Origin of the sequence: Chthoniobacter flavus Ellin428 (assembly GCF_000173075.1) — a bacterium.
In the GTDB taxonomy this organism is placed as follows: domain Bacteria; phylum Verrucomicrobiota; class Verrucomicrobiia; order Chthoniobacterales; family Chthoniobacteraceae; genus Chthoniobacter; species Chthoniobacter flavus.
This window is the reverse complement of the sequence record NZ_ABVL01000002.1, coordinates 419,067-440,930: the sequence shown is the minus strand read 5'-3', so window position 1 is coordinate 440,930 and position 21,864 is coordinate 419,067. Positions and strand designations below refer to the sequence as shown.

General features: G+C 58.2%; 10 protein-coding genes and 1 tRNA gene. 9 read left to right on the top strand and 2 right to left on the bottom strand.

Features of this window, described 5'->3' with window-relative positions:
- Window positions 1-516 precede the first annotated feature (516 nt).
- From CFE428DRAFT_RS04705 to CFE428DRAFT_RS32965, 4 genes are all read left to right on the top strand, one after another.
- Window positions 517-1,902, top strand: coding sequence for a hypothetical protein (locus CFE428DRAFT_RS04705; RefSeq protein WP_006978301.1), 1,386 nt, complete (start codon window positions 517-519; stop codon window positions 1,900-1,902).
- 68 nt (window positions 1,903-1,970) lie between these two features.
- A complete protein-coding gene (locus CFE428DRAFT_RS04700; RefSeq protein ID WP_162145231.1) occupies window positions 1,971-9,890 on the top strand; it encodes an RHS repeat-associated core domain-containing protein in 7,920 nt (2,639 codons plus the stop codon).
- A gap of 1 nt (window position 9,891) precedes the next feature.
- Window positions 9,892-10,293, top strand: coding sequence for a hypothetical protein (locus CFE428DRAFT_RS04695; protein ID WP_042724376.1), 402 nt, complete (start codon window positions 9,892-9,894; stop codon window positions 10,291-10,293).
- 125 nt (window positions 10,294-10,418) lie between these two features.
- Window positions 10,419-11,411, top strand: a complete 993-nt coding sequence (locus tag CFE428DRAFT_RS32965; protein ID WP_006978299.1) for a transposase — start codon at window positions 10,419-10,421, stop codon at window positions 11,409-11,411.
- Between the two features lie 33 nt (window positions 11,412-11,444).
- Here the strand turns inward: CFE428DRAFT_RS32965 and CFE428DRAFT_RS04685 are convergent.
- Window positions 11,445-11,519 (bottom strand) — tRNA-Thr (locus CFE428DRAFT_RS04685).
- 177 nt (window positions 11,520-11,696) lie between these two features.
- Here CFE428DRAFT_RS04685 and CFE428DRAFT_RS04680 point away from each other — a divergent pair.
- Window positions 11,697-12,167, top strand: a complete 471-nt coding sequence (locus CFE428DRAFT_RS04680; protein WP_006978298.1) for a hypothetical protein — start codon at window positions 11,697-11,699, stop codon at window positions 12,165-12,167.
- A 398-nt stretch (window positions 12,168-12,565) separates the two neighbouring features.
- Complete coding sequence (locus tag CFE428DRAFT_RS04675; RefSeq protein ID WP_006978297.1) at window positions 12,566-14,923, top strand: tetratricopeptide repeat protein; 2,358 nt, start codon at window positions 12,566-12,568, stop codon at window positions 14,921-14,923.
- 344 nt (window positions 14,924-15,267) lie between these two features.
- Here CFE428DRAFT_RS04675 and CFE428DRAFT_RS04670 read toward each other — a convergent pair whose 3' ends face one another.
- Window positions 15,268-16,719 carry an MFS transporter gene (locus CFE428DRAFT_RS04670; RefSeq protein ID WP_006978296.1) on the bottom strand — a complete coding sequence of 484 codons (1,452 nt, stop codon included), beginning with the start codon at window positions 16,717-16,719 and terminating at the stop codon, window positions 15,268-15,270.
- A 106-nt stretch (window positions 16,720-16,825) separates the two neighbouring features.
- Between CFE428DRAFT_RS04670 and CFE428DRAFT_RS04665 the strand changes: the two genes are divergently transcribed.
- The 3 genes from CFE428DRAFT_RS04665 (at window position 16,826) to CFE428DRAFT_RS04655 (ending at window position 21,837) form a co-directional block, all read left to right on the top strand.
- Window positions 16,826-17,314 carry a hypothetical protein gene (locus CFE428DRAFT_RS04665; protein ID WP_006978295.1) on the top strand — a complete coding sequence of 163 codons (489 nt, stop codon included), beginning with the start codon at window positions 16,826-16,828 and terminating at the stop codon, window positions 17,312-17,314.
- Window positions 17,315-17,882: 568 nt separating this feature from the next.
- Complete coding sequence (locus tag CFE428DRAFT_RS04660; RefSeq protein WP_006978294.1) at window positions 17,883-20,468, top strand: c-type cytochrome; 2,586 nt, start codon at window positions 17,883-17,885, stop codon at window positions 20,466-20,468.
- Window positions 20,469-20,799: 331 nt separating this feature from the next.
- Complete coding sequence (locus CFE428DRAFT_RS04655; protein ID WP_131989099.1) at window positions 20,800-21,837, top strand: formylglycine-generating enzyme family protein; 1,038 nt, start codon at window positions 20,800-20,802, stop codon at window positions 21,835-21,837.
- Window positions 21,838-21,864: the final 27 nt, after the last annotated feature.

The following is a 21,864-nucleotide window of genomic DNA, read 5'->3' as shown; positions in this document are numbered from 1 at the left end:
ACCCGAAATGCGTACGCGGCTTGCGCAGATTCTTTGACGGCAAATGGGCGCTAATAAACGCGAAAGGACCAAATTACTTGTGCGCCGCAATCCCATTCGCGGTTCTCTTTGGTTGCTGCTCTGCGTCCCTGCGGCCTCCGCGGGTCCCCATTTTTTTGGGATGGCAAATCCAATTGGTTCGCACGATTCCGGTTTCGAGCGACAGCAGCGACGCCATTCACGTCGCTTTTTCAGGCAATCAGCGGGGTTTCCCTTACGGATAATAACGTAAACTGATATTGCATGTCTGCTTTGGTCTACAACCCCGCGGAAAACTAGCGGGGTTTCACCGAATCCGCGTTGACAGGCTACGCAATTTCCCGTCCTATGCGCGCCAATTCGGGGCAAAGACTGCTAAGTCTGGTTCATCGCATTGATTGAATGCGCCCCGGGGATCACCTCCGAGGGCCTGATTGGAGTTAGATAACAACAGGTCAGAAAACTGTTTCGCGAATCGCCGTTCCATTCAACCGAACTATGAACAAGAATTCCGTCTTCCTGGCCGTGGTAGCTGCGGCGTTGGTCCAATTAGCCAAGGCCGATACACCGGTGCAGGGAACCCTGACGATTCAGGGTTACACCGATTCAGCAAATGTATTTCAATGGCCGACGCTGACTTTGGAAAAAGATAGCAGCGGTGCGCCGTATGTTTCGCTGGGTTACACCGAAAACGGGACTACGGGCGTGTTCGTTCAAAGCATCGGCAAGGCGACAGCGGAATGGCAGTGGCAGGCTCTGGATTCAACCTCGGTGGGGAGGCTGCAGATGAAGTTGGATACGAACAACATTTTGTCGTTGGTCGATCCGAGTTCCACTTCCGGAAGTCCTACTTTTCCCATCGTCATCAATCCGAATGGTAGCAGCGCGCAGATCTTGATCAACGGCCAGCCTGTGGCCACCGCGGCCAACGGGAGCTTGGGATTTGGCTTGGTTGGCAACGGCGGCATCGTTGTTGGCGGTAATGGCAATGTAGGCATCGGAACGGCGACACCGGCCCAGCAACTGACGATCACCGGCAACATGCTGCTGTCCGCCAGCTCCTCCACTGGTGGTGTTATTTACCAGTACGATGTCAATGGTAACGTGGCGCCGATCCTGAATACCTATAGCTGGGGGAACGGCCTCAATTATGATCTGTACAACATCTTTGTCGGTCGCAATTCGGGGAACACTACCCTGGACCAGAATGCGTGCGACAACGTTGGCGTTGGAACTGCGACCTTGAAATCGTTGACGACCGGCTTCTACAATACTGCTGTGGGGGGGCACGCTGGCCAAGAATTCACGACCGGGGAATTCAACACCGCCATCGGAGAACAGGCCCTGTCGAGCGCGACGGACAATCTATATGAAGTAGCAATCGGCCACGCGGCGCTGATGCGAGCGAACCACACCAGTCAGAATACTGCTGTAGGCGACAGTACGCTGTTTAGTCTGGTTACGGGCGGCTCAAATACCGCCGTCGGGCACCATGCATTGTTCAATGCGAACTTTATCAATGCTTGGGATGGCTCGACGACGGCGATCGGTGCTGGAGCGGGATTCAGCACTACCACAGGGAGTTACAACACGTTCCTTGGAACATTGGCTGCGCTCAACAACACCACTGGAACGCAAAACATCGTCATTGGTTACTATGCGGAGCTGCCCGACCCAACGGCCTCCAATTGTTTGAATATCGGCAACCTTATTTACGGAACGGGCGTGGATGGACAACAGACCAACATCAGCTCCGGTAACATCGGTATCGGAATCGCCGCGCCTCAGGCCAAGCTGCATGTCAATGGTGATGTGCGTTTCGATGGTGCGGTGAAAATGACCCAGGCCCAAGGGGACATCCTCATGGGCGACTTCGGCAATTAAGGTCGAAAAAACCAGCTTGGCATATGGTGCTCGTACGGATTCTTCGGTTTTTTGTCATTTGCCTGGTCATGGCGCAACTGATCGTGCCGCAATACGCGGCGACGATCCCGGGTTGGTGGGTGGATGATAGCGCCCAGACACGCATCATTGGCGCGGGGGCGGCGCCGAGTAATTTTGCGCCGGCGAATCTCGGCCAGCTAAAGTATGTCGCCAGCCAGGCGAAGAAGCACCTTGACCAGAAGCTGGCGGCGGTCGGCGGAGCAGGCGATGAAATCAATGCCTTGGTGGCCGGCTTTGAGCCGCGGGCGGGGCAGAACTACACCCCGGAGCAAATCGCCGCGTTTCGGGCGGCCAACTACGCGCCGATCAATCTGGGTCAACTCAAAGCGGTGGTCGCTCCGTTTTACCGGCGGCTGCTGGCGGTGGGTTACGATACGCGTTTCAATCTGATCCTGCACGGCTATCCGCAGACTTGGACGTCCGGCTTTCCTTGGAATCCGAACGATCCATGGAACCAGGCCGGAGCGGGGGACAAGACGCCGAATTACGTCATGGCCAATATCGGCCAGTTGAAAATGGCCTTCAGCTTCGATGTGGCGGCGGATTCTGATGGCAGTTTTCTACCGGTGAGTCTGGTGCGGTCGACCGAAACTGGAATGTCGAACCCGAACGGGCATCCCGGCCGGCTGGGAAATGGCGGAAATAGTCCGTCCGATCCCATTTACGGGAACGCTTCGCCTGGCGGAGGAGGCGAGGACTTGTCAGTCGATCCAGATCACGATCCAGGTGCGAATGGCGTATTTCCTCCGTCCCTTACAGTCGAAACGGATTATCCGAATCTGGGAACGGCTATTCTGAATTGGTGGGCCAATCAAGCTTCGGCGCAAACCGTCGAATACCAGCGAAAAAATGGAAGCGGCGAATGGAGCACGCTGGTACCGACGGGCCAAACTGGGGATTCCGGTCAGTTCACCGATTCAGTTTCGCTGCTGGCCAATGTGACGTCGGTTTACCGCCTTCGGGTTACTTACGCAAACGGGGTAGTGCTTTACTCCAACGTGGCTGAAGCTCCGCCCGTCCCGATCATCGCTTCTCAACAGGCAAGTAACAGCACTATAACAAGAAGAAATCCGTGCATCAAGCAGTTTACCTCTGCTGCCGTCCCCGCCTATTATCGCGAGGAGTCGACCAACGGCACCTACGGTGATACGGAGATGTCGGATGATAACCATGTTACCCAGGTAATAACTAGCACGTTGACAAACGTGACGATGATTATCGATCCTTTGGGAAACGATGGTTTGGGTGTCCGTAATTACACTGGAGGAAGTGCAGAAACGATCGCTACGGTTACCGATGACCGCACCGGCATCGATACAAGCGACACCACGGGCCATATCGTTCCTCCCAATTACCTTTGGAGTGGAAGTGTCTACCTCCACAATACGGACCTCGATGGGCATGTTACGCTTGATCAGACTACTTCATATTCGGGCGTTAACGAACCTCCATTCACAGGGGGTGGCGGTCCGGTTACGGTAACGGCGACCACCCAATCATGGACAAACGACAAGGGAGGCGGCTCAAACGAGCTTTCGGAGCCTTATACACCGGAAGACTTTTTGGGTGATACTGTTGAATTGATGCCCGGCTACGGGGGCTGGGAAGATGCGCAGATTGCCCCCCCCGCGATGCGTTCCGTGGCGAGCGATAATAGCTCGATAAGTCTTACCAAGCAGCAGTATCAGATAACCTATTATCCGTCGGCCCCTACGGTTCATACCGCTTACGTAGTTTTCGTTCCAACCACAGGCGGACTTTCCAAGGCACAACTCGTCGGTAGCCCCCACCCGGCGTCCGTAGGGAGCGGTGGCGGGGTGTGTGGACCATTTGAAATAAATCCAGTCGATGGGCCGGGAGATTTTATGGGAGGGCATCTCAATGGGAGTTACCTGGTGATCCAGGGGCTCGAAATGATCGCAAATGGCACGATTGAGGACAGCTCTACCTTGACGGGCAAAATAACGGCCGATCTCGACCTGAATGAACGGACAACCGGTGCGGGAATCATAGGCCAGGGTACCACCGGCACGTTTCAGCTCACGGGGGGGATGGGGGATTCCAGTTACGTGATTCACATTACCAATGACAGTGATTTTCTGGTCGTCGACGACCGAGGAAAAGTGGTGCATGACGGGGATGTCGTGGCTGCGTCCACATTGTCCGGGCACTTCACCGTTTATGCCCTCAACACGGCCAAAAATGGCGAGCAGGTAAGCATCACATTTGGAATGGTGATTGGGGATGATGTTTCATTGGGGCAGGATACCGTTGTCTTTACCACGAACCTGTCTCCGCCTTTGAGTCCCCCGGCTGGTGAGGTTTCTGGCACCCGCTATCGCAAGATCAGTTTGAATGGCCGTCCCCTTCCTGATAGCAAGCCACAGCGAACCGCGGAATCCGATCAGGAGAGAGAGGAGACCTACATCGATGCTCTCACCTTGGGGCTTCGCCACCAGAGCACCGATATCTTCGTGCCGATTGCGGGGAGCGATTTGGTTTTGTCAGTCCGTCGGAATGCGATTTCGGAGACATGGAACAATTCAAATGGTCTTCGACCCCATGAGCGCCCCGACCGTCCGTTTGGAGCCGGCTGGGTCTCCACTTTATGCGTGGACGAGGAATTCGTGGGGACGGATACCGAGGGTTACGTCGTGATCACGGACCAAAACGGCGCACAACACCGGTTTATTCATTATCATCAAACAACCGGTGAAACCACGGAGGATGGCTATGCGCCGTTTCCGTCGGATAGCCGGGAAAATGGGGATTTTCTGTGCTCCCTTTCGTCAGATGGGCAGGTCTTTACAGATCGTTATGGTACCACGATTACCTTCGACTACACCCGACCGGTAGCCAAGGATCTGACCTCAGTTACCTATGGCAAATCCAGTAGGGAGATGCACACCTTTTACCCGGCGGCCACGGTCGCCGATCGATTTGGAAATACATTGGTCTTCAGCTATCCCGATGCTTCGCTCATTCCCGCGACGATTACCTATTCGGGGGGCGTAAATCAGACGATTTCCGTTGAGCAGGATAATGCCGGCCACGTGACGCGAATCTGGGATCCGAATGGAAACCAGTATTCGTTTGGCTACGCTACCAAGGGTTATTCCTCTGGGACTACTCAGTTCACCGAAACTGTCCTTACGACTGTCACCGGTCCCGACACGACTACTATTGCTTATGACTATTTCTTGAGCACGGAGCAGGATCTGACGCCGGCCGCGCTGACCAATGGTGCGCCGATTCCCAAGCTTCACCTCGATCTCACGAGCATTACGGATAGCAATCAAAAGACCTACTCCTTTACCTACGATTTCGATCATACAAAATTGTTCCATAGGGGCGACACGCCTTATCCGCAGACCGGGCTTCCGTCTTACGTCACATCCGTCACTTTGCCGGATAATCTAGGACAGCCGGTCACCTTTTCCTTCGGCGCGTCTCAGATCGGTGTAGCCTTCGATCCGGAAGCGGGTCACGTGACCCTGGCCGCAGGAACCAATAAGGTCGTCCAGGTGACAGATGCCAATGCCAACGTCATCGTTTATACTTGGTCGGGCAGCCTGGCTGCCAGCTTGGGGCAGGATACGACCGCCAATATTACCTTTCCATCGGGCACGCCGCGGGATCCGAACGTCGTTTTTTTCACGCAGATGAAGATCGATTACGGCATCGGATCGGAGACATTCTACTTCGATCCGACTGCCGGTATGGCGCTGAGCTCGGTGACCGATTTCAGTGGTAATGTGACAAGTTACGCTTATACGGATGTTTACATCCCGCCGAATTCTATAAATGTCTATGCGGGGTTATTTGGATCTCCTGACTTCGCCCTCTATTACTCGGATCCTACCAGTCAAACGGATGCGCTGGGGCACGTCAAAACCTTCCACTACGCCGACGAGAGCAAATTTCGTATCATGGATAGCGTGGTCGACGAAGACGGGCGGCTGAGGACTTATACCGTGGATGATTTGGGTCGCCGCTCCAACGAGATTATTTACACGACAGATGCCAATTCGCCTGTCTTGCAGGAGACGGATTTCGGCTACAGCGATACATTCAAGGGAGCCATCACTAAAAAGACGGTCAAAAAGCTCAATGGGCCGGATTGGTCAGTTGATCTGGTGACGAAATATGTCCTGGACGAAAATGGGCGGGTCCAGAGCGAAATTGTGGATCCGGATGGCCTAGCATTGTCCGCATCCTACACCTATGACCGAAACGGCAATAGGATCTCGGTGACGGATGCTTTGACTCGCACGACGAATTTTGAATACGATCTGCGGAATCGATTGAAGCGAGTGATTTACCCAGACGGGTCGGCGAAGTCGGTTGGCTACGACAATCGTGGGAACAAGACAAGTGAGCAGGATGAAAACGGTCACGTTACCACCTATACCTACGACGCCCTGAACCGGCTCATATCGCAAAAGCGCACTGTGGCGAGCGGCGACATCAACATAACTTACGCTTACGATAATGCCATCGATCCGGTCTCCACGGTCACGGATGCGCGAAATCACGTCACCCTCTTTGAGTACGATACGATTCAGCGATTAAAGAAGAAAACGGACGCCCTGAACCATGTTACCTGTTTCGAATACACGGGGCCCAACGCGGGAGCCCACGTCTTCAACAGTTCGGGGTTCAAGCCGACGACGATCAAAGATCCCCGGGGATACACGACGACGAATACCTACGACAATCTATATCGTGCTGTGGGCAAGAGCGTGCAGTACCAACTGGATCCTCCGCTTACCTCCGATACCACCATAGGTTATGACAACGTCGGCAACGCCACGACGGTCAGCGACTCTCTTCAGCATACTACGACCACCGAATACGACGCAGTCAACCGGCCCGTTCGCACCGTCTATGCCGATACCCACGACGCCAGAACGTTTTACACACCTACGGGCCTCAAGTGGAAGGTCCAGGATGAGTTGGGTAACAAAACGGAGACCCAATATGACAGTGCCGGAAGGCCGGTTTTGACGCTTGAGCCGCCGGTAGACGACGGCTTGAACCCCGAACAGTTGGACCGTACTACCCACATCAAATGCCCGGGGACGCAGACTTTCTATAATAAAGTGGGTAGTGTCATCCGGGCGATCAATCCGCTCCTGCAGGAGCGGGATTACATCTACGACGTGCGCAATCGCAAGATCGAGGAGCACCAACCGGAGGTTCTCGATGGGACAACTGGCCAGCCCGGTCTCCCGGTCATCTACACTGGCTACGACTACGTGGGTAATGTCATTTGGGTGCAGAATGCGTGTGGGTTCACGACGGAAACGGAATACGATGAGGCGAACCGTCCGGTGAAGGTGACGGCGCCTCCGGTGCTGTTGGCGGGTGGGCAACAAGCAGTTCGCCCAGAGAAGAGAACGAGTTACGATCTCGCGGGCAATGTGGTGACGGTGACCGATGCGAACCAGCACGTCACCACGAACACCTACGACTGGCTCAACCGGCTTGAGACGACGACGGATCAGGAGCAGATAACTGTCAGATATGGCTACGATGAAGTAGGCAACCGAATCTCGGTCAAAGATGGGCTCTTGCAGGAGACGAAATTCGGTTACGATGGGTTGAATCGCAACACAGCGACCACCGATGCTGCGGGGTATACGACGAGACTGGAATATGACGGAGTGAACGTGGTCAAGCGCACTGATGCGCTCAGCCAGGTGACGAACTACGGCTACGATCTGCGAAACCGGCTGCTGACGGCCACCTATCCAGCTCATCCCGTGGAAAATCGCACTTATGGTTACGGCGCAGCGGGCGATTTGCTTTCTGTGACCGAGCCTGGGAAGAACGGCGTCGCCGACGTCGGCTACACTTACGATGCCCTACACCGGGTATTGACCGAGACGAGCAATGGCGCGACGCACACCTATCACTATGACCTGGCCGGCAACCGGTTGGGTGTGCAATATGGGCTAGCGGAGGGCGGCAATGCGCGCTCCATCGTCTCAACCTACGATTCGCTGAATCGGCTGAGCACCATGAGCGATGGCGGGTTGGTGACTGCTTACTCCTATGATTTGAACGGCAATGACGTTAACCAGGCCTTGCCAAATGGAGACGCCGTGACCCAGCGATATGACGGTGTCAATCGAATGTACGAAAAGGAGACGATTTCAAACCGCGGGGTCGTTTACCACTCGCTCTCGTTGAGCGATGCCGGGGGCAATGTGCGGAGCCTTAAGGAATATACGGCTGGAGTTGCACCGCGAAACGTGACGATGGGCTATGATTCCGACAATCGTTTAACCAGCGAAGTCGTGACAGATCTCAATGGAAGCGTCGTCAGCAATACCGTTTATGACTACGACGCGGCCAACAATCGTGCTCACAAAACACTCAACGGCAACGTTGCCACTTATAGCTACAACAATCTCAATCAGCTCTCCAGTTGGAGTGATACTTCCGGAAATGGAGCTTCCTATTCCTATGATTTCAACGGGAATCGGCTCACACGCAGTGTGGGGGGCGCTACGGACACATATAGTTACGATTCGGAAAATCGGCTTGTCGGTTTGGTGAAAAATACGCCGGGCGGCGGTGGCACCTATGGATACGATTACGACTACCGCACGCGAAGAGTCTCCCGCAGAGAGGGAAGCAACATTGCCAAGATCGTCTTCAGCGGCAGCACCAGCGTGCAGGAATATACTTCGACTGGGACGCTGAGCGCCGAATTCGTGCGCGGGAGCGATTGGGGCGGTGGTGTGGGGGGCATCCTTTATAGCGTCCGTAGTGGGACGGCCAGTTTCGCTCACTACGATCAGCGGGGAGATGTGACCGCGCGCACCAATTTAGGCGGCTTGGTGACTTGGGAAACCAGTTACGAGGCGTTTGGAACCCATCCAGTGGAGTACGGGACCACTCAGGATCGGCAGAAAGCCAACACTAAAGAGGAAGATCCCGATGGCCTTCTCAACGAAGGCATGCGCTACCGGGATTTGGAAACCGGAACGTTTATTACACGTGACCCGGCAGGCTTTGTGGATGGGCCGAATCTGTATGCTTATGTTCGGCAAAACCCTTGGACTCATTTCGATCCACAAGGGCTTGATGAAGATGACGATGACGAATCTGGCGGTTATGACTATACCGCGATGGCGAATATGGTTGGCGATCTCGCCAAGAGCGCGATGGACACAGTCGCGAATTATATGGACCGTGGGCTAAATTTGGCTGAATTTGGTGATGCTTCCCAAGCCTTTGCAGACCACAGACGCGCAGAATCTCAAGCCAGATGGGATAGCTTGATGCAGGCAAATGCGCGCCTTATTCAAGCGACTGATCAATTTTTTGATAGTCATCCAGCATTGAAGAAGGCGGGAGATTTTTTAACCCAAAACGCTTCGCTCTTGATGGTGGATGGAGTCCCTATTCCAGAGGGGGCGGTTTTGGGTGCCGTGACAACAGAAAAGGCAGTATTGCCGACTTTAACGGCAGAAATGACTGCCGCTAAAACGGCTCAACAGATCGAGCTTCCAGTCGCCGAGACGAGCGGTCAGAGTCAGTTATTGGACACACTAAATCTTCGTGCGAGGCAGTTGGAGCTGGGTACCGATCCTGCCCGGGGTTATATTGAGGCGGAGGGCATCGCTGGTGTACGGATTGAGCAGGCGTTGGGTCGTACCATTTCACGTGGCCCTGATGAAGCTATTGATTTTGTAGACAGTCAGCTGGGCAATATCAGTTTAAAGGGCCCAATTCCTGCGAAGGGCAGTGTCGATGGACTTGCCAATGCCGCGATAAAAGATGCAAATTTTAATACCGCGACGCGGACGCTCATTATCGATACCAAGGGATTATCCGAAGCTCAGATTTCGGCGTTGAAGTCCGCGGTTGAGGCAAATGTGGGGAGAAGCTCAAAGACGATTATTTATCTTCACTGATATGGCGAATTCAATACAAGTGTATAATGGTAAAAGCCTGATAGTAAACGACTTGGATATTATTGCGGTAATGGCCTTTGCTCTACGACTTGTCCCCAAAATGCCAGAGGGTAATCTTTTGGCGCATTTAGCTGAACAGTGGAAGAGAACTCTTTCAGAATATGCTCCTGGAGCGATCGATCTTGAATTGGACAAATTGATGCATTCAACCTCCGAAATCGAGGCTTTAGTGGCTTTGTTTTCAGAAATTAGGACTGAATTGTCGCAATATGGAGAAATAGTTCCAGCTTCTGTTTTAAACGAGATGAATACTGTGGAAGGGGTAAAGTTTTTCGACTATAGGAGTGAGGCTATTGTAAAAGCGGCGAAGTCATTGGGGGAGTTGCTAGGAGAAGGAAAATAGGGAATAGGGGTCAGGCGAGAATGGCACTAAGATAAGAGCGATTTAGGCTGTTTGGTTTTCGGGAAGGAAGGGGTCAGTCAACAAATCTTGACAGGAGAGCGGGTGTGAACTGAGATGGAGAGACTATGGCCCGCAGCATTCGACTCGAATATCCCGGCGCGTTTTATCATGTGATGGCCCGGGGGAATCGGCGGGAGCGCATTTATCGCGACGAGACGGACCGGCGGTTTTTTCTTCAGGCCTTGAGTGAAGCCTGCCAGATGACGGGTTGGCGGGTGCATGCCTGGGTGCTGATGAGCAATCATTACCATTTCTTCCTGGAAACACCGGAGGCGAATCTGGTGGCCGGAATGCAGTGGCTGCAAAATACTTACACGCGGCGCTTCAATACCCGGCATCGGCTCTGGGGGCGGGTCTTTGGAGATCGCTACAAGGCCATCGTGACCGAGGGGAGGGCGGGGGAGTATTACTGTGCAATGCTCGATTATCTGCACCTCAATCCGGTGCGGGCGGGGCTGATCGTCCCTGGTCGAGGGCAGAGCGTACAGGATTATCCCTGGAGCAGTGTGGCGAGCGGCTATGCGCTGCCGGCCGGCCGCCGTGCGCCCTGGCTGGAATGTGTCATGGGACTGGAGGCCTTCGGGTTGCGCGATGATACCAGCGGGCGGCGGCGATTTGTCGCGCGGCTGGATCGGCGAGCCGCGGAAGAGGCGAAGGCCAGGTGCGGGGTGGCGGAACCGCCGGTGGATGGAGACCGGCGGATGAGTCACCTGCGTCGGGGTTGGTATTGGGGCAGCCAGGTCTTTGGGGAAAAATTGCTGCAAATGATCTCGAAGATGGACGTGGCGAAACCCAAGGGGCGTTCGTATCGTGGCGCGGCGGCGCAGCGGGCGCATGATGAGAAGAGGGCCGAGGAGATCCTTCGGACCGGCCTGAGTGCGGAAGGCTTGCCGGAAAAAGAATTGGCGGCACTGCCCGGCAACGACGTGCGCAAGGTGCGGATCGCCCGGAGGATTCGGATGGAGACGACGGTGCGAATGGGTTGGATCGCCGAACGTCTGGGCATGCGCAGCGCGGCAAACGTGAGCCAAATTCTCAAGCGAGCTTCGTCCCGCTAAGGTGGCCAAACCACTGAATATGAGGAATTCAGATGGAGCCAGTGGCGGGGATCGAACCCGCGACCTGCTGTTTACGAAACAGCTGCTCTACCACTGAGCTACACTGGCTTGAAAGGAGGACGCGGAAACTACCGAAAAATCGCCCGACGGCAAGCAGCTTTTCAATAGAAACGCAGGCTGGACTCTCCGAATCGCCTGCGACAGCATCCCGGCGATTCGAGCGGCCGGTTCCGGCGACGGTGGCGGCGCGTTCTCGAGAACCGAGAAAGGACGTTTTCCCCCCCGATGAAAAAATTGCTTCTCACTGGTGCGCTGCTGGCCCTGGCTTTCCCGGCCTTTGCCCAGAACCCAACTGCTTCCGGCGATCAGCGAAAGGCGGTGACGGATTCGGAGGTGAAGGTGCCGGCCAATACGCCGGATGGTTATCCGCTGGGCGCTTTGCGGCGCGGGGATGTGATTTCGCTGCAGTACGTCTCCGGGCTTTGGAAGGCGCATGGTCACGTGGCGAGCGATAATCCCGACGTCGTCCAGGAAGAGCGCGGACATCAAAATGAAAGCCGGCTGGTGATTGCCCGGCGCTCGACCAGCGGACACGCCAGTTCGGTGATCGCCCTGGTGCCGCCGCTGACGGCGCGCACACCGTTCAAGTTCACGGTGCCGGAGGATCGGGACGATCTGGTGCTGAGGATCAACAAGAACAGCGAGAATCAGGGCAATCCCGGTGCGGTGACGTATCATTTGATCATCACGCGTTGAGGCAGTTCCTGGTGGTTTTCCAAAGGCGTTTTGACCACGGATTGCGCGGATTGCACGGATTACAGAAATCCGCGTCGGCTCGTCTCATCCGTGCAATCCGTAATCCGTGGGTTTCCCTTTCCTTTTTAGGGCAGGGTTGATCCGAGGTATGACTGCTGTTCAGCGGGTGCGTCTTCCGGCGCCCCGGGCGGAACGGGGCGGCTACAACGCGCTGAGGCGCGCGGCGGTAGCCAGGTTCGGTGAGCACGGGGGCAATGAACCCGGGCTATAGCGTTATGGTCTCGCACGAGGGCAACGGGTCTCGCGCGAGTGGCAATGAACCGAAGGAGCGTCGTTATCAATCACGGAAAGCGTTCCGTCGGTGACGGGGCTTGCGTGCTCTGGCACACTGCGCGCACATGAGCCGTCGCAAGAAGAAGAATTCCCCGCCCTCCAGTAGCAGCCCCAAGGAGAACACGATGACTTTTTGGGAGCGTGCGCTCGGGATCTGGCTGGCGGTGTGTTGCCTGGGTGCGGTGGGATTGGGCGGATGGTTTTTGAGCCGGAATTCGCATCCGTCCGCGCTGGGGACGAAGGTGGCGACCGCGCCGGCGGGAAAATTTTCCATCGAGCCGGAGGCGAAGGTGATGCCGCATTACGCGGGATCGGAGTCGTGCCGCGAATGCCATGCGGCGGAGTTTGAGAAGTGGCAGGGATCGCATCATGGGTTGGCCGAGCGCAAGGTGGAGGCGAAGCTCGATGCGGTGGCGTTTGAGCCGCCGAAGGAGATCAAGGCGGGAACGCAGATCTCGGAAGCGCATGTGGTCGATGGCAAGTTTGCGCTGACTACGGCGGGGCTGAAGTCGCCGCACGAGACGTTCATGCCGGAGCGGGTGATTGGCGTCGATCCGTTGCGGCAATTCCTCGTGGCGGCGCCGGGCGGACGCTTTCAGACGATGGAACTCGCCTGGGATCCGCACAAGCAGGAGTGGTTCGACGTTTACGGCAACGAAGATCGCCAGCCGGGCGAGTGGGGCCACTGGACGGGGCGGGGGATGACGTGGAATCAGATGTGCGCCTCGTGCCACAACACGCGCGTGCGGAAAAATTACGAGCCGAAGGACGATAGCTATCATACGGCGATGGCGGAGATGACGGTCGGCTGTGAGGCGTGTCATGGGCCGATGAAGGCGCACGCGGATTGGCAGAAGGCGTATCCGAAGCAGAAGGGTGATCCGAACCTGGCGAAACTTTCGCGCGACCAGATGCTCGACACGTGTGGCATGTGCCACGCGCGTCGCGTGGAACTGACGGGCGACTTCGTGCCCGGCGACAAGTTCTTCGATCACTTCGCGCTGAGCATTCCGGATGACAGCGAGCTGTTTTATCCGGATGGCCAGGTGCACGACGAAGACTACGAGTTCACCTCTTTCCTCGGCAGCAAGATGCACGCGGCGGGCGTGCGCTGCATGGATTGCCACGATCCGCACACGAGCAAGAACCCGGTAGAGGGAAATGCGCTGTGCATGCGCTGTCACGGTTCGCCGGCGCCGGTCATCCAGGGCGTGGCGGTGGCGCCGCAGATCGTCGATCCCGATCACAGCTTTCACAAGGCGGGCACGGCGGGCAGCCGGTGTGTGGATTGTCACATGCCGGAGACGACTTACATGCAGCGCCACGCGCGGCGCGATCACGGGTTCACCATTCCCGATCCGGTGCTGACGAAGGAGCACAACATTCCGAACGCTTGTGGGCGCTGTCATGCGGACAAGCCGGTCGAGTGGGCCATCGATAACTGCAACAAATGGTATGGCGAGAAGATGAACCGCCCGACGCGCACGCGCGCGGAATGGATTGCGCAGGCGCGGACTTTCGCGCCGGGCGCGCACAAGAATCTGCTGAAGATGTTGCGCGAGGAGAAGGATCCTTTCTGGCGTGCGGTGGCGGCGAATCTCCTGCGCATTTCAGTGCACGAAGCGGGCGTGGTCGAGGCATTGCAAGCCGCGGCCAAGGATCCGAGCGAACTCGTGCGCAGCATGGCAGCGCGGTCGCTGGGGGCGAATCTACAGGCGGGCAGCGAGGCGGAGACGGGCGCACTGACCGCTTTGCTCGACGATCCTTCGCGCTCGGTGCGGATCGATGCGGCGTGGGGCTTGCGACGGACGGTCGATCCGAATTCGCGCGCGGGCAGCGAGCTGCTGTATTCGCTGAATTTCAATCGTGATCAACCCACCGGGCTCACGCAATGGGCGACGTATCTGGAGGATCGCGGCGATGAAAAGGGCGCGCTGGATGAATTCAAGCTGGCGGTGGATTGGGATCATGGCTCGGCGCCGCTGCGGAGTAATTACGCCATCGCCTTGAGCCTCTCTGGGCAATCGGAGGAAGCGGTGAAGCAACTCGCCGAAGCGGTGCGACTGGCGCCGCGCGAAGCCCAGCTCCGCTACACCTACGCGCTGGCGCTCAATGAAGTGAATCGAGCGGCCGAGGCGCGGACGCAATTGGAGCAGGCCGTGCAGCTCGATCCGCAATTTGGCCGCGCGTGGTACAATCTCGGCCTGGCGCGCAATGCCGCCGGGCAGCCGGATCAGGCGCTGGAAGCGCTCGCCCGCGCCGAGGCGCTCGATCCGCAAAACCCACAGGCGCCTTACGCGGCGGCGACGATTCTCCTTCGGCTCCAGCGCGCGCACGAAGCAGCGGACGCCGCGCGTCGGGCCTTGAAGATCGAGCCGAGCTACCAGGAGGCGGTCAATCTTCTGCGGACGTTGGGGGAATAGCGCGGTGGCTGGATTCACTGAATCCGGTGGGCATCGAGCAGAGGATGCCGCTGCCCCTTTTATTCCATTGAGTCCAAGCTCCAGGCGGAATCGACATTCACCGGAAGCGTTGCGTTGACGATTCTTCTCATCGCGGAGCGATCCTTGCCTGTAGCCGTGGACTTTCAGTCCACGGAAAGGAGTTCATAGTGGCCCGTCGCGGAGCGACGTTTTCGGCAACGACGGAACAGCAAAAGGAGGCCGCCGGGAAAAGGTTTCCGTGGACTGAAGTCCACGGCTACAGGCAAATATCGCTCCGCGATTGAAAAGACCTGTCGTATACCTTTGCTGAATGTCGATTCAGCCTACCCGGCCGAAAGGGGACGTGCGATGTTTTCCAGCGATTGGCGTTCCGCCTTCACCCCGAGCCACGCTTCCGCCACGGCGCCGAGGATCATGAGAATGCCCCCGGCCGCGTATCCGGCGAACAGCGCGGTGCGTGAGCCGGTGCCGATGAGGTGGCCGAAAAGAGTCGGCGCAGCCACGCCGCCGACCAGGGTGCCGACGGAATAGAAGATCGAGATCGCCATGCCGCGGATTTCCAGGGGGAAGATTTCGCTCACCGTGAGATAGGCGGAACTTGCCGCCGCGGAGGCGATGAAAAAGATGACGCTCCAAAAGACCACCTGCCCGTGCAGGGTCAGCAGCCCTGCCTGAAAACACCAGCCGCAGACGACCAGCAAAGCGCCGCTCAACGCATAGGTCGCCACGATCATCGGCTTGCGACCGACGATATCGAAGAGCCGCCCGATGAGAATCGGCCCGACGGCATTTCCCAAGGCGATCGGCAAGAGATAGGAACCCACGCCTTCCGGTGGCGCGTCGTAAAATTTGGTGAGGACGAGCGCATAGCTGAAGAGGATGGCGTTGTAGAAAAACGCCTGCGAGGCCATGAGCACGAATCCGAGAATCGATCGCCGGCGATGTGCGTGCACCACGGTGTGCCAGATCTCGTGCCATGGGGTGTGATGCCGCACGCGAAGGCGCGTGACGTCGCCTTCCGGCTTGGGCAGCGGGCCAGCGTGCGCGGCGACGGTCTTCTCGATCTCGCCGACGATTTTCTCTGCGTCCTCCGGATGCCCGTGGACCATGAGCCAGCGCGGACTCTCCGGCACCCAATAGCGGAAAATGAGAATGACCAGTCCCAGCGCCGCGCCGACCCCGAAGACCAGCCGCCAGCCCAGCCATGCCGGAAAAAAGTGCGGATCGAGAAAGTAAATCGTCAGCACCGATCCGAGCGCGGCGCCGATCCAGTAGGTGGCGTTGATCGCGAGATCCACCTGGCCGCGCAATCGCGCGGGGATCAGTTCATCGATCGCGGAATTGATCGCCGCATACTCGCCCCCGATGCCCGCGCCGGTGATTGCCCGGAAGAGGGCGAAGCTCCAAAAATTCCAGGCGACGCCGGAGAGGGCCGTGGCGGTGAGATAGACGCCGAGGGTGATGAAGAACAGACGCTTCCGCCCGAGGCGATCGGTGAGATAGCCGAAGAAGAGCGCGCCGATCACTGCGCCCGTGAGGTAGGCGGTGGCGGTCGCGCCTACTTCGGTATCGGTGAGGCCCAGCGCCACGGGGTTCTTCAAGGTCGCCGCGAGGGCGCCGGCCAGCGTCACTTCCAGGCCGTCGAGAATCCAGGTGACGCCGAGGGCGATGACGACCAGCCAGTGCCATCGGCTGAAGGGCAGTCGGTCCAGCCGCGCGGGCACGTGGGTTTCGATCCATCGCTGGTCGAAGGGAGTGGTAGCTTGGGCCTCCATAGAACTGGCTTTTCGAAAGGAATTCGGATGGCGATGCAATGGTGGATTGCCTTTGCGCCTCCTCGATAAATGCGACCAGAACCCATCCGTGGGTCGAATAGCTTGCATGCCTCCGACCACCTCTCTCCGTCGTTTTACGGTTGTGGCAACCCTCGCCGGCGCGATGCTCTGTGCGACCGCGGATTTCACTCCTGCCTTTGGTTTTCCTGGTCGCGGTCCGACGCTCACGGCGACGGCTGCGGAACTCAGCAAGATTCTCGGCAATTCGGTGAGCATTCACGTCACGCCAGAGATGGAGGGATCTCCGATTGTGCCGGCGGTGTGCAAAGTGGTCACCGAGGCGATCCACGACGTGACGCGCGATGAGCAAAGCCGAGGGCGGCTCAGTCGTGGCTTGAATGTCGTCCTCATCGAGGGCCAAAAGACCACGATGCACGAGCATTTCGTGACGCTGAAGGAGCATGTCCTGACCATCCAGACGGTGAACGACGTGTCGTCGATTCCGAAGATGCGGTCCTTGTTGGATGACGTGTTGAAGGAGTACGTGCAGCGCGACGAGAAGATGGAGCCGGCACCGGGGGTGCAGCCGAAGTAAGCTGCGCGGACGAAATCGTTGCGGCGAAGCGGGAGGAGGTCCCGGAGGGACCATGGAATCTAGCCTGCTCGCCCATCAGACCATTAGCCTCGATTCCCAAAGCGGCAGAGGACTCTGAGCATTACCCACATCTTTTGACGTGCGATGCCCCTATCCCGAAGGGATAAAGGATCTTAGCCGGGGGGGAGCGAGTCTGCGAACTTTGCCCGCGGAAACCGTCCCCAAAGGGATGCATCCCGGAGGTGGTGCCGGATTTTCTCGCTGACTGGCGATTCCTCCACCCCTGCCGGGGTGGGACCCGTGGGGTGGATATCCGGGGGTGTCGCTCGCCAAGCTCGCTTACCCCCCGGCTAAGATCCTTTATCCCTTCGGGATAGCCTACCGCTTCACCGCCACGGCTTTGTCGTTACTGCCGAAGATGTGGGTAATGCTTAGCGAGCACCGGCGCACCAAAAAGCTGCCGCGGCAATTCGCACCCGATCTGATTCCGGTGGCGATTCGTGCGCGACGTAGCGCTTGATGTTGGCGCGCAACAGGGCTTGCATATGCGCCCTCCCTTTTTTCTCCCATGCGCCTCCCAATTCTCTCCGCACTTCTGCTGTGTCCGATTCTCGCTCTCGCGGAAACGCCGCCCGCCTCCACTCCGGGTGAAGAGTTGACCGTCCCGCCCGGCTTCAAGGCGGAACTGCTGAAGTCCGCGAGCAAGGACGAGGGTTCGTGGATTTGCATGGCGATCGACAGCAAGGGCCGTCTCTACATTTCGCCGCAGGGCAAGCCGCCCGGCGCGGGCCTGAAGAAGGAAGACACGTGGGGCGGTCTCTGGCGGGCGACGCTCGATGCCCAAGGCCACATCGCGCAATGGGACAAGGTGCCGGTGCCGGTGGGCGATGGCATGGGCATGCTTTGGGCGTTTGATTCGCTGTATGTCAGCGGGGACGGCCCCGAGGGGCGCGGCATCTATCGGCTCAAGGATTCCAAGGGCGCGGATACGCTCGATTCGTGGACGCTTTTCAAGAAGGTGCCCGGCGGCGCCGGCGAGCACGGCGCGCACGCCCTGGTGCTCGGGCCGGATGGCAAATCGATTTACATCGTCCACGGCAACGCGACGCCGCTCATCGAAGGCACCGCGCCTGATTCGCCATTCAAGCACTACGCGGAAGACGATTTGCTGCCGAAGGTGAAAGACCCGGTGGCGACCTTCTTCGACAAGGTCCACAGCCCTTACGGCTACATCCTCAAGACGGACGAGAATGGCACGAAGTGGCACCTCATCGCCGGCGGCTTGCGCAATCCTTACTGCATCGCCTTCAATGCCGATGGCGAACTCTTCACCTACGACGCGGACATGGAGTGGGACGTGGGTCTGCCGTGGTATCGGCCCACGCGGATCCTGCACATCATCCCCGGTGGGGAATATGGCTTCCGCGAAGGCAGCGCCAAGTGGCCGGAATACTATCCGGATTCGATGCCGGCGGCGGTCAATATCGGACTGGGATGTCCGACGGGTGTCATGTTCGGCACGCAGTCGAATTTCCCGCTGAAGTATCAGAACGCGTTCTTCGTGCTCGACTGGACTTTCGGGCGCATCCTCGCGGTGCACTTCAGCAAGGACTGGGAGTACGGCGCGACCAACACGCTGCCGTCGCCCTATCATCTCACCGGGCCGGCCAGGAGCGAGGACGTGGAAGAATTCCTGAAAGGGAAAGCCATGCCGGTGACTGCACTGGAGTTTGGCAAGGATGGCGCGATGTATTTCACCACGGGCGGACGCAACACGCAGGCGGGACTCTATCGCGTGAGTTACGTCGGCTCCCGCGAGGGAGATCATGCTTCCATGCCGAGTATCGTTCGCGAGGCGAATGCCGTTCGCCGCAAAATCGAAGCCTTCCAGACGAAAGTGGATCCGGCGATTTGGAATCCGAAGGAGTTCGATGGACAGAGCATCTGGAACTGCATGGACAAACGCAGTGTGGCGGTGCGCACCGCCGCGCGGGTCGCGGTGGAAAATCAACCGGTGGACCAATGGCGCCGGCAGGCGCTCGAGCAGAAGGATCCGCAGATTTCGCTCACCGCACTGCTCGCCCTCGCGCGAGTGGGCAACAAGGATGACCAGGAAGCGGTGCTCAAGGCCTTGGCCAAAATGCCACTCGATTCGCTAAGCGATGACTTGAAGCTCCAGAAGTTGCGCGTGGTCGAAGTCGCGCTGGCCCGCCAGGGGCGTCCGAACTCCGATCTCGTGCAGGCGGAGGTCGCCGAATTTGACAAGCAATATCCCGCGCCGAGTTTCGCGGAGAATCACGAACTGTGCGAACTGCTCGTCTATCTCGGTGCGCCGGATGTCGTGGGGAAGTCACTTGCCCTGATGGATAAGACGAAGGAGCCGGCGGAGCAGATCTGGTATGCGCTCTGCCTGCGTGAGGCGACCAACTGGACGCCCGCCCAGCGTGAACATTACTTCGCGTGGTATTCCAAGATGCAGGACTATCCCGGCGGTAATTCCGCCAAAAAGTTTCTCCTGCGTATCCGCGACCTGGCATTGGAAAAAGTGCCGGAGGCCGAACGCCCCGCGCTCCTCGCGCTGGCGGAGAAGCCGTCGGATAAACCGAAGCCGGCGTTTGTCATGCCCGCGCGTCCGTTCGTGAAAAACTGGACGTTTGCCGATCTCGAACCGCTGCTCGGCAAGGTGAACAAGGGGCGTGATTTCGCCCATGGTAAAAAGGTCTTCAACGAGATGCTCTGCGCGCAGTGCCATCTCTTCGCCGGAGGTGGTGGCCTCGCCAAGGGCGGCGCGGTGGGTCCGGATCTGACCGCGGTCGGCAGCCGTTATTCCGCGCGCGATATCGTGAACAAGATTCTCGATCCCTCGAAGAGCATCAGCGACCAGTACGCGAGTTTCATCTTCACGATGAAGGATGGCAGCATCCATAGCGGCCAGGTGGCGGACGAAAATCACTACCTCATCACGCTGGTCATCGATCCCTTCAACGGCACGAAGGAGAACATTCCAAAAGGCAACGTCGTGAGCCGTGAGAAATCGCCGGTCTCGCTCATGCCGCCCGGCATGCTCGCCACGCTCAACGAAACCGAGATCCTCGACCTCATCGCTTACCTGCAAAGCGGGGGCAACGAGAACTCGCCGGCGTTTTCGAAATGACGAGCGGTGTTGCCTGCGGATTGGGCCGGAATTTTTGACCATGGATTGCGCGGATTTGCCAGCGCCCTCCGGCGCTGCTCGCCCGTTACCCACCCTCCGCTATTCCCCTCCGCCGCCTCGGCCCTTCGGGCGACCTTCGGTCGGCTATCTCGCTCCGCTCGGTTCACGGATGGAAGAATACGGGCCGCCGTTTCTTCTGGAATCCGTGTCATCCGTGAAATCCGTGGCCCTGTCTGAGAGCGGATTTATGCTTTCACAGGCGATGCTTGCATCCTTCGGCGAGCACGCGCACCGTTCGCCTCCGTGTCTGAATCTCAAAATCCATTCGGCCTTGCCCATTTCGCCTGCGGCCCGTTCGGCCTTCATCATCGGCGGTTTGTTTTTCACCTTCATTTTGCTCGCGGTGTTTGGCGTCTTGCACGAAGCGCAGCGGATCCGGCGCGAACGCGATCAGACGAAAGCGGTCAACAGCCGGACCTCCGGTGGGGAGATGGTGTGGCTTCCGGAAGGCAAGATGACGATGGGAGCGGTGGATGGGGCGCCGGATGAGTTGAAGATGCACGATGTGAAAGTCCGTGGCTTCTGGATGGACAAGACCGAAGTGACCAACGAGCAGTTCGCGCGGTTCGTGAAGGAGACGGGTTACATCACCCAGGCGGAGCGCAAGCCGGTGATTCCCGACGGACGGACCGTGCGCGCGGAACAACGCGAGCCAGGCGGCTGGGTCTTCACGCCGCCGAAGACGCCGGACGCGGCGGGTGACATCTGGCGCTATGTGCCCGGGGCGAATTGGCGGCATCCGGAAGGTCCACAATCGAATATCGATGGACGCGAGAAATATCCCGTGGTGCAGGTCTGCTGGGACGACGCGATCGCGTTCGCGAGTTGGGCAGGGAAGCGTCTGCCGACCGAGGCCGAATGGGAATACGCCGCGCGTGGCGGTGCGATGCACAATCCCTACGTCTGGGGGAAAGAAATGAAACCGGGTGGACGTTGGGATGCCAATATCTGGCAGGGACGCTTTCCGGTGGAGGACAAGGCGGAAGACGGCTTCGCGGGTCTGGCGCCGGTGGGCACATTCCGCACGAATGATTACGGTCTCGCGGACATGGCGGGCAACGCGTGGGAATGGTGCGCCGATTGGTACGATGCGACGTATTACAACCGGAGCCCGCACGCCAATCCGCCCGGTCCGGAAAAAAGCGATGATCCGGACGAGCCTTCCGTGCCGAAACGCGTGGCGCGCGGTGGTTCCTATCTCAGCAGCGAGAACAACGGGGCGGGCTACCGTCCGAGCGCGCGGCGGAAGGTGCCGCCGGGTTATGCGTCGTGCGATCTTGGCTTCCGCTGTGCGCGGAGCATTCAGTAGCTCTTTTCCACAGCGCCGGCCAGTCGA

Coding starts and splice junctions, on each gene's coding strand:
- CFE428DRAFT_RS04695 (WP_042724376.1), top strand. CDS start 9,892: ATGGCGAATTCAATACAAGTGTATAATGGTAAAAGCCTGATAGTAAAC.
- CFE428DRAFT_RS04660 (WP_006978294.1), top strand. CDS start 17,883: ATGCGCCTCCCAATTCTCTCCGCACTTCTGCTGTGTCCGATTCTCGCT.
- CFE428DRAFT_RS32965 (WP_006978299.1), top strand. CDS start 10,419: ATGGCCCGCAGCATTCGACTCGAATATCCCGGCGCGTTTTATCATGTG.
- CFE428DRAFT_RS04675 (WP_006978297.1), top strand. CDS start 12,566: ATGAGCCGTCGCAAGAAGAAGAATTCCCCGCCCTCCAGTAGCAGCCCC.
- CFE428DRAFT_RS04670 (WP_006978296.1), bottom strand. CDS start 16,719: ATGGAGGCCCAAGCTACCACTCCCTTCGACCAGCGATGGATCGAAACC.
- CFE428DRAFT_RS04665 (WP_006978295.1), top strand. CDS start 16,826: ATGCCTCCGACCACCTCTCTCCGTCGTTTTACGGTTGTGGCAACCCTC.
- CFE428DRAFT_RS04705 (WP_006978301.1), top strand. CDS start 517: ATGAACAAGAATTCCGTCTTCCTGGCCGTGGTAGCTGCGGCGTTGGTC.
- CFE428DRAFT_RS04680 (WP_006978298.1), top strand. CDS start 11,697: ATGAAAAAATTGCTTCTCACTGGTGCGCTGCTGGCCCTGGCTTTCCCG.
- CFE428DRAFT_RS04700 (WP_162145231.1), top strand. CDS start 1,971: ATGGCGCAACTGATCGTGCCGCAATACGCGGCGACGATCCCGGGTTGG.